We start from the raw sequence: 14355 nt of genomic DNA, 5'->3' as shown, positions 1-14355 counted from the left end.
CCCGAGCCCACGGCCCTTGCGCCATCGCCGGGGCATTCGTGCGCCCGGCCCCTTCACCTGCGGGCTAGCGCTGCTGGCCCCAGCGCCGCACCGTGAGCCGCTCCAGCGTGCGAAAGCCCAGGCTTTCCACCAGCAGGCCGATCAGCACCACCAGCGCGAGGCCGGCGAACACGCGGTCGGTGTACAGCTCGTTGCGGTTCTGGAAGATGTACCAGCCCAGCCCGCCCTTGCCCGACGAGGCACCGAACACCAGCTCGGCCGCGATCAGCGTGCGCCACGCAAAGGCCCAGCCGATCTTCAGCCCCGACAGGATCGACGGCAGCGCGGCCGGCACCAGGATCTGCAGCACGTAGCGCAGCCCCTTCAGCCCGTAGTTGCGCCCCGCCATGCGCAGCGTCTCGGGCACGCCCTGGAAGCCCGCGTACGTGTTGAGCGCCAGCGGCCACAGCACCGAATGGATCAGCACGAACACCAGGCTGCCGCGCCCGAGCCCGAACCACAGCAGCGCCAGCGGCAGCAGCGCGATCGCGGGCAGCGGGTTGAACATCGAGGTCAGCGTGTCCAGCAGGTCGCGCCCGATGCGCGTGGACACCGCCAGCGTCGTGAGCCCGAAGGCCAGCAGCACGCCCGCGAGGTAGCCCTGCAGCAGCACGGCCAGCGAGATGCGCACCTTCTCGACCAGCTCGCCGCTGGCCAGCCCTTCGATCAATGCACGGGCGGTGGCGGTGAAGGTGGGCAGCAGCAGGTCGTTGTCCTGCCAGCGCGCCGCCAGCTCCCACAGCACGGCGATGACGGCAAGGATCAGGCCCTTGCGCAGCCAGGTGTGCGAGGCGACGCGCGTGGCCAGCGGCAGCGCGCGTTCGACCGGCAATTCGGTGAAGGGCTCGAGCGTGCGTTCGTATTCGGGGCGGATGGGTGGCGTCAGGGTGCTCATGGGGTGCCCTGTTCTTCCTCGAAGAGCATGTCGTGGATGCGCCGCGCCGTCGCCTGGAAGTCCGCACCGCCCAAGCTGTCCAGCGAGTAGCCGTGGCTGTTGAGTTCTGCGCGCATGCGCCCCGGGTGCGGCGACAGCAGCGCCACGCGGTTGCCGACCACCAGCGCCTCCTCGATCGAGTGCGTGACGAACAGCAGCGTGAAGCGCACCTCGTCCCACAGTTCGAGCAGCTCCTGCTGCATGCGGCGGCGCGTGAGCGCGTCGAGCGCGGCAAAGGGCTCGTCCATCAGCAGCACGCGCGGCTGCATCGCCAGCGCACGTGCAATCGCCACGCGCTGCTTCATGCCGCCCGAGAGCTGGTGCGGGTGCACGTCGGCGAATTTCGAAAGGCCCACCTTGTCCAGGTAGTGCAGCGCGCGCTCGGCCGCTTCCTTGCGCCCCAGCGTGCGCGACGCGAGCAGCGGGAACATCACGTTCTGCTTCACCGTCTTCCACGGCGGCAGCTGGTCGAACTCCTGGAACACGACGATGCGGTCGGGGCCCGGCTGCGACACGCGCCGGCCGTCGAGCCGGATCTCGCCCTCGACCGGCGGGATGAACCCGGCCACCGCCTTGAGCAGCGTCGACTTGCCGCAGCCCGAGGGCCCGAGCAGCACGAAGCGGTCGGCGGCATGCACGTCGAAGCTCACGCGGTGCGTGGCGCGCACCACGCGCTCGGGCGTGCGGTACTCGAGGCTGACGCCGTCGACCTGCAGCAGCGCCTCGTGCACGTACGGCGGTGCCGCGTCGCCCGTGGCCACCACGCCGCGCCGCCGGGCCGGCCGCTGCGGCGCCACGCTGCCGCCGAGGAAGGCCGCGGCGGGCGGCCCCGCCAGGCGCTCGAGCCGGGACAGCATCGCGTCAGTTCCCCGAGGCCGTGTGCGCGTCGTCGAAGAAATAGTCCTTCACCGACGCCGGCTTGTTCTTGATCGCGCCCACGCGGTGCATGAACTCCGCGAACACGTAGGTGTTCTGCGGCGCGGTCTTGAACTGCACCTCGGGGTTCTTGATGATCTTCAGCAGCAGCTCGCGGTCGAGCTTGGCGTTGCTCACCTTCAGGTAGATGTCGGCCGCCTTCTCGGGGTTGGCCGTGACGAACTTCGCCGCCTCGTCGAGCGCATCGACGAACGCCTTGTAGGTCTTGGGGTTCTCGTTGCGGAATTTCTCGGTGGCGTACAGCACCGTGGCCGACGACGGCCCGCCCAGCACCTGGTACGAGTTCAGCACGATGCGCGCGTTCGGGTTGCCCGCGAGCTCCTGCTCCTGGAACGGCGGATTGCCGAAGTGCCCCGTGATCTCCGTGCCGCCCTTGATGATCGCCGCCGCCGCGTCGGGGTGCGGCAGCGCCACGCTGATCTTGTCGAGCTTGTTGAACTCCTTGTCGCCCCACAGCTTGGCCGAGGCGATCTGCAGCACCCGCGACTGCACCGACACGCCCACGGCAGGCAGCGCGATGCGGTCCTTGTCCGTGAAGTCGGCGATCGTCTTCACGTTCGGGTTGTTGCTCACCAGGTAGTACGGGAAGTTGCCCAGCGAAGCCACGCCCTTCACGTTCTGCTTGCCCTTGGTGCGGTCCCACAGCGTGAGCAGCGGCCCCACGCCGGCACCCGCGATCTCGATGTTGCCCGACAGCAGCGCGTCGTTCACCGCCGAGCCGCCCGAGAGCTTGACCCACTCCACCTTCGCATCCACCCCCGCGGCCTTCGCATGCTTCTCGATCAGCTTCTGCTCCTGCGCCACGTTGAGCAGCAGGTAGACGATGCCGAACTGCTCGGCGATGCGGATCTGCCCTTCGGCGTGTGCGGCCAGGCTGCCGGCGAGCAGGCCGAGGCCGGTGACGAGCGCGGCGGCGCGGCGGGTGAAGCGGTTCATTGAAAAGTCCGAAAGAAGGAAGGAAGAAATCAGAAAGGCGTGTCGCCCACGATGGTGGTGCGGTTGAGCCGGCGGCGCAGGTGGTCGGGCGTGCCTGCCGCGAGATGCATCAGCGAGCGGTTGTCCCAGAACACCAGGTCGTGCGGCGCCCATGTGTGGCGGTACACGAACTCCGCCCGCGTGCTGTGCGCGAACAGCTCGGCCAGCAGCGCATCGCTCTCGCCTTGCGGCAGGCCGACGATGCGCGTCGTGAAGTGCTCGCTGACGAACAGCGCCTTGCGCCCCGTCTCCGGGTGCGTGCGCACCACGGGCTGCACGGCGGGTGCGACCTGGTCGATCTGCGCCTGTGAAAGCTTGGGGCGCCACGGATTCTTCGCACGCAGCTCCTCGTATTTCGCGAGGTAGCTGTGCTCGGCCTTCAGCGGCAGGATGCGCTGCTGCAGCTCGACAGGCAGCGCCTCCCATGCCAGGTGCTGGTCGGCAAACAGCGTGTCGCCGCCTTCGCTCGGCAGTTCCTGCGCGTGCAGCAGCGAGCCCAGGCTGGGATGGGGCTTGTACGAAATGTCGGAGTGCCAGTACACCCCCGCGTCGCCAAGACCGATCGGCTCGCCGTTCTCCTTGATGTTCGAGACGATCAGGATCTCGGGGTGGTTCTTCAGCTGGAACTGGTGCAGCACGTGGATCTCGAGCGGCCCGAAGCGGCGGCTGAAATCGATGTGTTGCGCGGGCGTGATGCGCTGGTCGCGAAAGACCAGCACGTGGTGGTCCAGGTGCGCGCGGTGGATGCGTTGGAAGTCGGCGGCGTTGATCGGCTCAGCGATGTCGAGCCCGACGATCTCCGCACCCACAGGCGCATCGAAAGGCCGCACCTCGAAGGGCTGCGCCGGGGCCTCGGCAGTGGAGGTTGCACGGGAAAGAACGGCAGTCATGCCGCGAATGTAGAAGCGCGCCCTCCATTCCCCAACGAAGTCTTTGTTGCTTGCTTATGACCAACTCTTTCCGTTGAAAGCACAAGCCCCGGGCCGAGCGCAGCGACGGCCCGCCCGGTATCCAAGCCCCTCTGGCTGCGCCGAGGAGCGCAGCGTTTCGCGGATCAGGGCTCGCCCTTGTTTGAGCGAAGCGAGTTTGGGCGAGACCCCGCGAAGCGCGAGCACCGCAGGTTGCCCGCAGCGAAGCGGAGGGACGCAGACAGTGGGGTCGCCTTTTCTTTGCTTACTTTCTTTTGGCGAAGCAAAAGAAAGTAAGTCGCCCGCCGGGGCGAGTCCCGGCCTCAGGAAGCAAACGCCCAGCCAAAACCCAAACAGTCAGAGCGTATGACTCCGATCCCCCTCAGCGAACCCGACGGCATCCCAGGGTTCCCCCACAGCAAACCCCACCACCTTGAACAACTCCCCCATCTCATGCTCATGAATCAACCGAGCCGCCATCCCCCGCTGCGCCACAGTCCCTTGCTCCATCAGCCCCAACATCCCGCAGTTCAAAAGAAACCGCGCCTGGCTCGTGTAGCCAAGAACAGCAAGCCCCGCCTCCTGCCCCGCCACGGCAATCCCCGTGAAGTCGACATGCGCAGTGATGTCCTTGTACCCAACCTCCGAAAGCGGATCGCCATCCGCCTGATGCCCCCGGTGGCACATCACCGTCCCCATGTGCCGCTGCGGGTGGTAGTACTCCCCCTCGGGAAACCCATAGTCGATGAGAAACGCCGCCCCCTTCTCAAGCCGGTCCGCGAGCGTCGCAATAAAAGCCTGCGCCTGCGGATGCACCTCGGTGAGGTAGTCATGCACCCCCGACACCTCCACCGGCGGCCGCAACTCGGTAGCCCGGTCCGCCCACGTCCACCCATCCCCCGCCGGATTCCGCACCACCCCCCGCTCGAACCAAGCCCCCTTCACCCGCGCCAGCAACTGCACCGGCATCGCATCGAGCACCTCATTGCCGACCACCACGCCCTGCATGGACTCAGGCAACTCCCCGAGCCATTCAACCCGCCCCGCATGCCCCGCCAGCGCCTGCTGCTGCCGCTCCCGCAAGGTGCCCGACAGATCGACGATGCGATAGCGGACATCGCTGCGCCCCATCTCGCCCAGCGCATGCAGCAGCTGCACCGCCAGCGCGCCCGAGCCCGCACCGAACTCCCACACGGTGTCGGTGCCGGTCTTCTCCAGCGCCTCCAGCACCTGCACCGCGAGCGTATGGCCGAACATCGGCGTCAGCTCGGGCGCGGTCACGAAGTCGCTGCCGGACGAGGGCATGTGGCCGAACTTGGCCGAGGTGTTGGCGTAATAGCCCAGCCCCGGCGCATACAGGGCCAGGGCCATGAAGCGGTCGAAGCCGATCCATCCGCCCGCGCGCTCGACGGAGCGGGCAATCAGATGGTCGAGGGCGATGGGTAAACTGTTTGTCGTTGGCGTCGTCACGGCGCCATTGTCCTCTTCCTGTCTTCTGTCTTCTTCCTCCGAATGAGCGCCATCCCCCCCTCCTCCCCCGATCGCCGTCGCACCGTCCTCGTCACGGGCGCGGGCCGCCGGCTGGGCCGCGAGATCGCGCTGGCGCTCGCCGCGGGCGGCTGGCAGGTGGCCGTGCACTACCGCAGCTCGCGCGCCGAAGCCGAGCAGACCGTGGCCGACTGCGCCGCGCGCTCGGGCGACTCGGCCCTGTTCGAGGCCGACCTGGCCGACGAGCAGGCCACGCGCGCCCTGCTGCCGCGCGTGGCGGCGCGCTTTCGCGCCGTCGATGCCGTGGTGCACAGCGCCGCCCTCTTCGAGCACGACGACGCCGCCAGCTTCAGCTACGCACTCATGGAGCGCCACGCGCGCAGCAACACCGGCGCAGCCATCCTGCTGGCGCAGGCGCTGCACGACCACCTGGCCCGGCGCGATGCGCACGGCGGAGCCGTGGTGCATCTGCTCGACCAGAAGCTGTGGAACCCGAACCCCGACTTCCTGAGCTACACGCTCTCCAAGGCCGCACTCGAAGCCGCCACCCCCATGCTGGCGCTGGCACTCGCGCCGCGCGTGCGCGTGGTGGGCGTGGCGCCCGGCCTCACGCTGGCGAGCCACATGCTCGACGACGACAAGTTCGCGCAGCTGCACAAGCTGTCGCCGCTGGGCCGCTCGTCCACGCCGGACGACGTGACCGCCACCGTGAAGTTCGCGCTGGAGAACGGCTCGATCACCGGCACCACGCTGCTCGTCGACGGCGGCCAGCACCTCATGAAATTCGAGCGCGACTTCTCGCTCATGTGACGAGCACCACCACCATGTCCACGAACACACCGCACGGCCACCAGACACTCACCCTCCAGGGCCTGCGCTTCGACGCCAACCTGGGCATCCTCGAGCAGGAAAAAACCGCGCCGCAGCCGATCCTGGTGGACGCCGAGCTCAACCTCGGCCCGCAGCCGCTGCTGCCGCAGGACGACGACATCTTTCACGTGCTGGACTACCGCAAGGTGCGCCGCATCATCATCGACGAGTGCACCGCCGAGCACGTCAACCTGCTCGAAAGCCTGATCGGCAAGCTCGCGCAGCGCCTGCTGCAACTGCCCGGCGTGCGGGGCGTGCGCGTGAAGATCGCCAAGCTCGAAATCTTCGACGACTGCGAAGTCGCCATCCGCATCGAAGCCGGGGAATGGTGATCCAAGGCAAAATCGGGGGTCTTTCCCCTGATTTGCCCGAAGTAGCCCCCCAATGAACGCCGTCTGGATCGACGATACGCCCGAAGCCGGTGCGCCCTCCAACTCGCTGAAGATCGAACGCGAGACGCACAAGCTCGAGAAGCGCCTGTGCCGCCAGGTCGGCCAGGCCATCGTCGACTACAACATGATCGAAGAGGGCGACAAGGTCATGGTGTGCGTCTCGGGCGGCAAGGACAGCTACGCGCTGCTCGACATCCTGCTCAAGATGAAGGCGCGCGCGCCCATCCACTTCGACATCGTCGCGGTCAACCTCGACCAGAAGCAGCCCGGCTTCCCCGAAGAGGTGCTGCCCAAGTACCTGAGCGAGCTCGGCGTGGACTTCCACATCGAGAACCAGGACACCTACAGCATCGTCAAGCGCGTGATCCCCGAGGGCAAGACCACCTGCGGCCTGTGCAGCCGGCTGCGCCGCGGCATCCTGTACCGCGTGGCCGACGAGCTGGGCGCCACCAAGGTCGCGCTGGGCCACCACCGCGACGACATGCTGCAGACCTTCTTCCTCAACATGTTCTTCGGCGGCAAGCTCAAGAGCATGCCGCCCAAGCTGGTGAGCGACGACGGCAAGCACATCGTGATCCGCCCGCTGGCCTACGTGGCCGAAAAAGACACGGTGCGTTGGGCGCAGCACCGCGAGTTCCCGATCATTCCCTGCACGCTGTGCGGCAGCCAGGAGAACCTGCAGCGCAAGCAGGTCGGCGAAATGCTGCGCGAGTGGGACAAGAAGTACCCGGGCCGCGTGGAAAACATGTTCACCGCGCTGCAGAACGTCGTGCCTTCGCACCTGCTGGACGGAACGCTGCACGACTTCCAGGGTCTGAAGGCGACGGGCGTGGCCGACGAGAACGGCGACAAGGCCTTCGACACGCCCGCTTTCGACCTGCTCTCCCAGGCACCCTCGGCCCTGCGCATCGTTCAAGGCTGACTCGGGCAACCCAGGGGAATTTAGGGCACTTGGCCCGGAGACCCTTATGTATCGTGCGTTTTCAGCTCTATTTTTGGTAGCAACCCTGAGCGGCTGCGCCACCTCCTGGGTGGTCGACAGCAACGTCAAGAGCTTTGCCACGCCGGGCACGACCGTGCCGCCCGGCGCCACCTACCGCTTCGAGCGCCTGCCTTCGCAGCAGGCCGACACGGCGCGCCAGGAAGGCCTGGAGGGCATGGCCGCGGCCGCGCTCGACAAGGTCGGCCTGCGCCGCGACGACACAAGGCCGCAGTACACGGCGCAGATCGGTGCGCGCGTCACGGCGGCGCTGTCGCCCTGGGCCGATCCGTGGCTGTACGGGCCCGGCCCGTGGGGCTACGGCTACGGCGGCTACTACGGCCACCGCTGGTATGGCAGCGGCTGGTACGGCGGCCCGATGTTCACGCCGCCGGCCAACCCCTGGTACCAGCGCGAAGTGAGCCTCGTGCTGCGCGAGGCGGGCGGCAGCCACCGCGTGGTGTACGAGACCCGCGCGCGCAACGACGGCCCCTACAGTTCGAGCGCGGCGATCCTGCCGGTGATGTTCGAGGCCGCGCTGCAGGGCTTTCCGAACCCGCCGCCGGGCGAGCGCCGTGTGAACATCGAGCTCACGCCGGCTGCCAAGAAATGACGCACTTCTAGAATTCGGACGGATGGAAGCCAATCTCACCCGCCTGATCGCCGTGCGCCACGGCGAAACCGCCTGGAACGTCGACACCCGCATCCAGGGCCACCTCGACATCGGCCTCAATGCCACCGGCCTCTGGCAGGCGCAACGCGCCGGACAGGCGCTGGCCGACGAGCCGATCGCGGCGGTCTATGCCAGCGACCTCTCGCGCGCCTGGCAGACCGCCCAGGCCATCGCCGAGCCCCACGGCCTCGCCGTGCAGCCCGACCTGGGCCTGCGCGAGCGCGCCTTCGGCCGCTTCGAGGGCATGAGCTTCGCCGAGATCGAGGCCACGCTGCCCGAGGACGCGCGCCGCTGGCGCGAGCGCGACCCCGAGTTCGAACCCGAAGGCGGCGGCGAGAGCCTGCTGACCTTTCGCGACCGCGTGACAGGCACCGCCTCGGCCATCGCCGCGCGCCACCCGGGCCAGCTGGTGGTGCTGGTGGCCCACGGCGGCGTGATGGACGTGCTCTACCGCGCCGCCACGCGCCAGGAGCTGCAGGCGCCGCGCACCTGGCAGCTCGGCAACGCGGCCATCAACCGCATGCTGTGGACGCCCGAGGGCTTCAGCCTCGTCGGCTGGAGCGACATCGCGCACCTCGCGACGGACGCGCCGCTGGACGAGACCACGACCTAGTGGGGTGAGCCGCTTGCCTTTCTTCGCCCCGGGCAAGACGCTCCCATGAAAAGAACGAATCCCACGCCCTCGGCCTACGCCAGCTGGGACGCCTCCCAGTCGCTGTCTGCGCCGTGGATCGACGCCACGCACCTGGGAAGCTTCGTCACCCTGGAGGCCGGCGACACCATTGCGCGCGAAGGCGAACGGCACGACTACTTCTATCTCTTGCGGTCGGGCTTCGTGCACTCCACGGTCCACCGAAGCAACGGCTCGGAGTTCCTGCTCGAGATCTTCGGGCCCGGTGCGATCTTCGGCGAAGGCCCGGCGTTTGCCGACAGCCCCCGACCGACGACGACCCGGGCGGTCGCGCCGGCCGTTCTCAGCCGCTATCGCCCGGCGGATGTCGCGCAGCAGTTCTCGGCGCTGCCCGAGCTCGCGACCTCATTGATCCAGCTGCTCGGCTTCAAGAACCACATGATCGTCGCCAAGCTGGCCGGGGTGGCCTCGGCGGCGCCCAAGGAGCGGATCGTCGATCTGCTGCTGCGTGTGGCGCGCCCGCCGTCGACGCAGGCATCGCACACGCTCACCGTCGATCTGACGCACGAGCAGATCGGCGCCATGACGGCCTTGAGCCGCGTCACCGTCACGCGCGCGCTGAATGCGCTGGCGGGACAGGGGCTCATCGAAACGCGGGCCCGGCAGGTCACCATCCCGGATGCGCCGGCCTTGCGTTGTTTCCGTGATGCAACACCGTAAGGAAAAAGCCCACGTCCTGTATCGCTGGATACCGGCAACACCCTCACCCCCTCGCGATCATTCATCCCGTCACACACATGGGAAGAGCAGCGGCGGAGGGAATGGAGAGAGCCGTTGAGGAGAGAGGCCGGAGCGCCTTCAATGGGCGATGGTCCGGGTGTGGCGTAACGCGGGACTGCACAAGTCCTTCCTGGCCGGGTGGCTCACGCTCATGGCCATCCGGCATCTTTTGAATTGCCGTCAGGCGTGCGAGGCGGCGTGACCGCCAGCCGCCGCAGCCTCGGCCTTCGCCTCGCCCGGCAGTTCCACCATCGGCCCGCTGCCGCTGTAGCGGTCGAGCGCCAGGTAGATCGCGGGCGTGATGTACAGCGTGATCACCTGCGAGAAGATCAGCCCGCCCACCACCGCCACGCCCAGCGGCTGGCGCAGCTCGGCGCCGGCGCCCAGGCCCAGCGCGAGCGGCAGCGCGCCCATCAGCGCGGCCAGCGTGGTCATGAGAATCGGGCGGAAGCGCAGCCGGCAGGCCTCGCGGATCGCGTCGACCGGCTGCATGCCCTCGGTGCGCTGCGCGTCGAGGGCGAAGTCGATCATCATGATCGCGTTCTTCTTCACGATGCCGATCAACAGCAGGATGCCGATGGTCGCGATCAGCGTGAGGTCGAAGCCGAAGATCTTCAGCGAGAGCAACGCCCCCACCGCCGCCGAGGGCAGGCCCGCCAGGATGGTGATCGGGTGGATGTAGCTCTCGTACAGCACGCCCAGCAGCACGTAGATGACCAGCACCGCGAGCACCAGCAGCACGGCCTGGCTCGACTGCGAACTCTGGAACACCGCCGCGTCGCCACCGTAGGTCGTGATGATCGACTGCGGCATCTTCAGCTCTTCCTTGAAGCGGTCGATCTTCGCGGTCGCGTTGCCCAGCGGCACGTCGGGGCCGAGGTTGAACGACACCGTCACCGCCTGCAGCTGGCCCTGGTGGTTGACCGAGGTCGGTCCCACGGTGCGCTTGACGGTCGAGAAGGCCGACAGCGGCACCAGCTTGCCGGTGGTGCTGCGCACCGACAGGCGCGCCACGTCTTCCTCGAACTGGCGGTCGCTGTCGGCCGCCGACAGGATCACCTGGTAGGTGTTGCTGGCGCCGTAGATGCTGCCGATCTGGCGGTCACCGTAGGCGTTGTACAGCGCGGTGCGCAGGTCGCCCACGGCCACGCCGAGCACGCCGGCCTTGTCGCGGTCGATCTCCAGCGTGGCCTGCAGGCCGCGGTTCTGCGAATCGCTGGTCACGTCGCGAAAGTCGGGGTCGGCGCGCATGCGCTCCATGAGCCGGGTCGACCACGGCACCATCTCGCCGGCGTTCACGCTCTGCAGCGTGTACTGGAAGCGCGCCTTGCTCTGGCGCCCGCCCAGGCGCAGGTTCTGCACTGGCTGCATGTACACGGCAATGCCCGGGATCTCGCGGAAGCGCTGGCGCAGCGACTCGAGCACCTTGGCCATCTTGGGGCGCTCGCTGCGCGGCTTGAGCACCGCGAACAGCCGGCCCGAGTTCTGCGTGGCGGTCGGGCCGCCCACGCCGACGAAGGAGCTCACGTAGTCCACGCTCGGGTCGGCCTTGAGCGCGGCGGCCACACGGTCCTGCAGCGCCTTCATGGCGGTGAACGAAATGTCTTCGGCCGCCTCGGTGGTGATCTGGATCTGGCCGATGTCTTCCTCGGGGAAGAAGCCCTTGGGAATGCTGACGAAGAGCCACGCCGTGACGACGAAGGTCAGGCCCGCCATCGCCAGCATCAGCGCGCGGTGCCCGAGCGTCCAGTCGAGCGTGCGCATGTAGCCGCCGTGCACCGCGCGGTAGCCGCGCTCGAAGGCACGGCCGATCGCCGTGCCGGGCTCGGGGTGCTCTTCTTCGTGATCGAGTGCGCCTTCCTTGCGCGGCACGTGCTTGAGCAGCCGGCTCGCGAGCATGGGCACGAGCGTGAGCGACACCACGGCCGACACCAGCACGGCCAGCGCCACCACCACGGCGAACTCGTGGAACAAGAGGCCGATCACGCCCGGCATGAAGAAGATCGGGATGAACACGGCCACCAGCGAGATCGAGATCGACACGATGGTGAAGCCCACCTCGCGCGCGCCGCGCAGCGCGGCGGCCATCGGCTCCATGCCCTTCTCGACGTAGCGCATGATGTTCTCGAGCACCACGATGGCGTCGTCCACCACCAGGCCCACGGCCAGCGTGATGCCCAGCAGCGAGACGTTGTCCAGGCTGTAGCCGAAGGCATACAGCAGCGCCACGGCGCCGATCAGCGAGATCGGGATGGTGGCCGCCGGAATCAACGTGGCCACCAGCCGGTGCAGGAACAGGAAGATCACCAGCACCACCAGCGCGATGGTGCCCAGCAGCGTGAGCTGCACGTCGTGCACCGCCTCGCGGATGGAGATCGAGCGGTCGTTGACCATCTGGATCTCGACCGACTGCGGCAGCTCGGCCTTGAAGCGCGGGATGAGCGCGCGCACCGCGTCCACCACCTGCACGGTGTTGGCATTGGGCTGGCGCTGCACGGCCAGCGAAATCGAGTCTTGCCCGTTGAAGCTGCTGCCGGTCTTGACCGACTCGAAGCTGTCTTCGAGCGTGGCCACTTCGTCCAGCCGCACCGGCGCGCCGTTGCGTTGGGCAATGATGAGCTTGGCGAAGTCGGCCGCCTTCATGAGCTGGCGGTTGGCCTGGATGGTGAGCGTCTGGCGCGGGCCGTCGAGCGTGCCGACCGGCGTGTTGGCGTTGGCCGAGTTCACGGCCTTGGCCAGCTCGTCGAGCGTGATGTTGCGCGCGTTGAGCAGGTCGGCATTGGCCTTGATGCGCACCGCGAAGGCCTTGCGCCCGTACACGCCCACCTGCGCCACGCCGTCGATGGTCGAGAGCGTGGGCGAAATGAGGTTCTCGGCGTAGTCGTTGAGCTCCGACGGGTTCATCGACGGCGAGATCAGCGCGATGAACAGCACCGGCGCGTCGGCCGGATTCACCTTGCGGTACGAGGGCAGCTGCGTGAGTTCCTGCGGCAGCTGGCGCTGGGCGCGCAGCAGCGCGGCCTGCACGTCGACGGCGGCGGCGTCGATGTCGCGGCTGCTGACGAATTCAAGCGTGAGCGAGGTCACGCCCTGCGTGTTCACCGAGCTGATGGTCTGCAGGCCGGGGATGGTCGAGAACTGCTTTTCGAGGGGCAGCGCGACCGAACTCGCCATGGTGTCGGGGCTGGCGCCCGGCAGCTGCGCGTTGACGTTGATGACCGGCGTGTTGTAGCTCGGCAGCGCCGCGACCGGGATGCTGAAGTACGCAAAGATGCCGATGACCACGACGGCCGCCGACAGCAGCACCGTCATCGCCGGACGGCGGATGCAGAGCTCTGAAATGTTCATGCGCGTTCCCGCACCGGCTTGATGTCCGACGAAGCCGCGCTGCCGGGCGTGACGCCCGTGGTGCCGTTGGCGGGCGCCCCGCCGGGTCCGGCCGGCGCCTTGGCGTCGACGCGCACCTTGCCGCCCGGGCGCACGTTCTGGCTGCCTTCGATCACCACCTGCTCGCCGGGCGTCACGCCGCTCACCGCGACCTTGGTGCCGAAGGTGTGCAGCACCTTGACCTGGCGGCGGGCCGCGTTGCGTTCGGCATCGACCACGTACAGCGAGGTGCCGTCGGACAGCATCATGAGCGCCGCGGCCGGCACCACCGTGACGCCGTCGAGCATGCGCACCGTGATGCGCGTGTTGACGAACTGGCCGGGCCACAGGCTCTGGTCGGCGTTGGCGAACACGGCCTTGGCGCGCACGGTGCCGATCTGCGGGTCGACCGTGTTGTCGACGAAATCGAGCGTACCGAACAGCGGCTCGCGCCGGCCCGTGACCAGCGCCTCGACCTTGGCGCGCGTGCGCGACGCGGCCAGCAGGTCCTGCAGGTTGCCTTCGGGCACGGGGAAGCTCACGGCGATCGGGTCGAGCTGGGTGATGGTGACCAGCGACAGCGTGGGCTGCACCAGCGTGCCCGGGTAGATGTTCACGGCGCCGATGCGCCCCGCGATGGGTGCGCGCAGCGTGGCGTAGCCCAGCGCCACCTGCGCCGACTGCACGGCGGCGCGGTCGGCCGCGACGGCGGCGCGCTGCGCCTGGAGCTGCGACAGCGTGGCGTCGGCCGCGCTCTTGGCAATGAAGTTCTGTGCCACCAGGTCCTGGCTGCGCTTGTACTGGCGCTCCAGGTCGGCCATGGTGGCCTCGTCCTTCTGCTGCTGGGCCCGGGCGCGCGCCAGGTTGGCCTGGTCGTTGCGGTCGTCGAGCGTGAAGAGCAGCTGCCCTGCCTTCACGAACTGGCCTTCCTTGACGTGCACCGCGCTCACGGTGTTGGTGACCTGCGGACGAAGGTCGACGCTGTTGAGCGAGACCACGCTGCCGTTGACCTGCACCGTCACCGGCACGTCCTGCTTTTCAGCCGTGGCCAGCGTGACCAGCGCGGCGGGAGGCCCGGCATTTGCGGACTTGGCGTCTTTCGTGTCCTTCGTGACGGGCCGATCGCCCGACATGCGCCACCAGCCGCCCGCGACGGCTACGATCAACACGCCCGCGAGGGCGAAGGCGGCAGTTTTCTTCATGGGTTCTTGTGCACTTTGGGCTGACAGCAGCTATTGGAGCAGTGGCCGGCGCACAGTGTTCACGGGCGCCGTAAAGAAATGTAAAGCAGGCCGACGCAAAGCCCCCGCACCACCCGCTGCACCCGGTATGAGGGAAAACACCCCCTCGCTAAAATCGCCGGTCCACAGCCTCTGGATATACC

13 protein-coding genes are annotated in these 14355 nt (G+C 68.1%); 6 read left to right on the top strand and 7 right to left on the bottom strand.

The window, feature by feature from the left end:
* Positions 1-64: 64 nt before the first annotated feature.
* The 5 genes from AC07OH_RS18050 to AC07OH_RS18030 form a co-directional block, all read right to left on the bottom strand.
* Positions 65-934: an ABC transporter permease gene (locus AC07OH_RS18050; protein ID WP_492732239.1), complete on the bottom strand. Its 870-nt coding sequence runs from the start codon at positions 932-934 to the stop codon at positions 65-67.
* Positions 931-1830, bottom strand: a complete 900-nt coding sequence (locus AC07OH_RS18045; protein ID WP_495301611.1) for an ABC transporter ATP-binding protein — start codon at positions 1828-1830, stop codon at positions 931-933. Before AC07OH_RS18045 ends, AC07OH_RS18050 begins: the two co-directional genes overlap by 4 nt.
* A 4-nt stretch (positions 1831-1834) precedes the next feature.
* The gene (locus AC07OH_RS18040) at positions 1835-2845 is read right to left on the bottom strand and encodes an ABC transporter substrate-binding protein (protein ID WP_495301610.1); all 1011 of its coding nucleotides are present in this window, start codon (positions 2843-2845) and stop codon (positions 1835-1837) included.
* A 29-nt stretch (positions 2846-2874) separates the two neighbouring features.
* The gene (locus tag AC07OH_RS18035) at positions 2875-3774 is read right to left on the bottom strand and encodes a TauD/TfdA dioxygenase family protein (RefSeq protein ID WP_495301609.1); all 900 of its coding nucleotides are present in this window, start codon (positions 3772-3774) and stop codon (positions 2875-2877) included.
* Between the two features lie 375 nt (positions 3775-4149).
* Positions 4150-5262 (bottom strand): class I SAM-dependent methyltransferase, encoded by a 1113-nt coding sequence (locus AC07OH_RS18030; protein WP_495301608.1) that lies wholly within the window; start codon positions 5260-5262, stop codon positions 4150-4152.
* Positions 5263-5304: 42 nt separating this feature from the next.
* Between AC07OH_RS18030 and AC07OH_RS18025 the strand changes: the two genes are divergently transcribed.
* From AC07OH_RS18025 to AC07OH_RS18000, 6 genes are all read left to right on the top strand, one after another.
* Entirely contained in the window at positions 5305-6090 is a 786-nt protein-coding gene (locus AC07OH_RS18025) for an SDR family oxidoreductase (RefSeq protein WP_495301607.1), read from the top strand.
* Between the two features lie 14 nt (positions 6091-6104).
* Positions 6105-6482 (top strand): dihydroneopterin aldolase, encoded by a 378-nt coding sequence (locus AC07OH_RS18020; protein ID WP_056576172.1) that lies wholly within the window; start codon positions 6105-6107, stop codon positions 6480-6482.
* A 52-nt stretch (positions 6483-6534) separates the two neighbouring features.
* Positions 6535-7464, top strand: coding sequence for a tRNA 2-thiocytidine(32) synthetase TtcA (ttcA, locus tag AC07OH_RS18015; RefSeq protein WP_487848062.1), 930 nt, complete (start codon positions 6535-6537; stop codon positions 7462-7464).
* A gap of 73 nt (positions 7465-7537) precedes the next feature.
* The gene (locus tag AC07OH_RS18010; protein WP_495301606.1) at positions 7538-8134 is read left to right on the top strand and encodes a DUF4136 domain-containing protein; all 597 of its coding nucleotides are present in this window, start codon (positions 7538-7540) and stop codon (positions 8132-8134) included.
* A 22-nt stretch (positions 8135-8156) separates the two neighbouring features.
* Entirely contained in the window at positions 8157-8807 is a 651-nt protein-coding gene (locus AC07OH_RS18005; RefSeq protein ID WP_492698028.1) for a histidine phosphatase family protein, read from the top strand.
* 45 nt (positions 8808-8852) lie between these two features.
* Positions 8853-9545 (top strand): Crp/Fnr family transcriptional regulator, encoded by a 693-nt coding sequence (locus AC07OH_RS18000; RefSeq protein WP_495301605.1) that lies wholly within the window; start codon positions 8853-8855, stop codon positions 9543-9545.
* A gap of 240 nt (positions 9546-9785) precedes the next feature.
* Here the strand turns inward: AC07OH_RS18000 and AC07OH_RS17995 are convergent, their stop codons facing one another.
* Complete coding sequence (locus AC07OH_RS17995) at positions 9786-12953, bottom strand: efflux RND transporter permease subunit (RefSeq protein ID WP_495301604.1); 3168 nt, start codon at positions 12951-12953, stop codon at positions 9786-9788.
* A complete protein-coding gene (locus tag AC07OH_RS17990; protein ID WP_489059462.1) occupies positions 12950-14104 on the bottom strand; it encodes an efflux RND transporter periplasmic adaptor subunit in 1155 nt (384 codons plus the stop codon). Before AC07OH_RS17990 ends, AC07OH_RS17995 begins: the two co-directional genes overlap by 4 nt.
* Between the last annotated feature and the right edge of the window lie 251 nt (positions 14105-14355).

Source organism: Variovorax sp. GW821-FHT10C12, assembly GCF_059415405.1.
The sequence above is the reverse complement of the archived record's forward strand: the minus strand, read 5'-3'. Positions and strand labels throughout refer to the sequence as shown.

Coding starts and splice junctions, on each gene's coding strand:
- AC07OH_RS18050 (WP_492732239.1), bottom strand. CDS start 934: ATGAGCACCCTGACGCCACCCATCCGCCCCGAATACGAACGCACGCTC.
- AC07OH_RS18045 (WP_495301611.1), bottom strand. CDS start 1,830: ATGCTGTCCCGGCTCGAGCGCCTGGCGGGGCCGCCCGCCGCGGCCTTC.
- AC07OH_RS18040 (WP_495301610.1), bottom strand. CDS start 2,845: ATGAACCGCTTCACCCGCCGCGCCGCCGCGCTCGTCACCGGCCTCGGC.
- AC07OH_RS18035 (WP_495301609.1), bottom strand. CDS start 3,774: ATGACTGCCGTTCTTTCCCGTGCAACCTCCACTGCCGAGGCCCCGGCG.
- AC07OH_RS18025 (WP_495301607.1), top strand. CDS start 5,305: ATGAGCGCCATCCCCCCCTCCTCCCCCGATCGCCGTCGCACCGTCCTC.
- AC07OH_RS18020 (WP_056576172.1), top strand. CDS start 6,105: ATGTCCACGAACACACCGCACGGCCACCAGACACTCACCCTCCAGGGC.
- ttcA (WP_487848062.1), top strand. CDS start 6,535: ATGAACGCCGTCTGGATCGACGATACGCCCGAAGCCGGTGCGCCCTCC.
- AC07OH_RS18005 (WP_492698028.1), top strand. CDS start 8,157: ATGGAAGCCAATCTCACCCGCCTGATCGCCGTGCGCCACGGCGAAACC.
- AC07OH_RS18000 (WP_495301605.1), top strand. CDS start 8,853: ATGAAAAGAACGAATCCCACGCCCTCGGCCTACGCCAGCTGGGACGCC.
- AC07OH_RS17995 (WP_495301604.1), bottom strand. CDS start 12,953: ATGAACATTTCAGAGCTCTGCATCCGCCGTCCGGCGATGACGGTGCTG.
- AC07OH_RS17990 (WP_489059462.1), bottom strand. CDS start 14,104: ATGTCGGGCGATCGGCCCGTCACGAAGGACACGAAAGACGCCAAGTCC.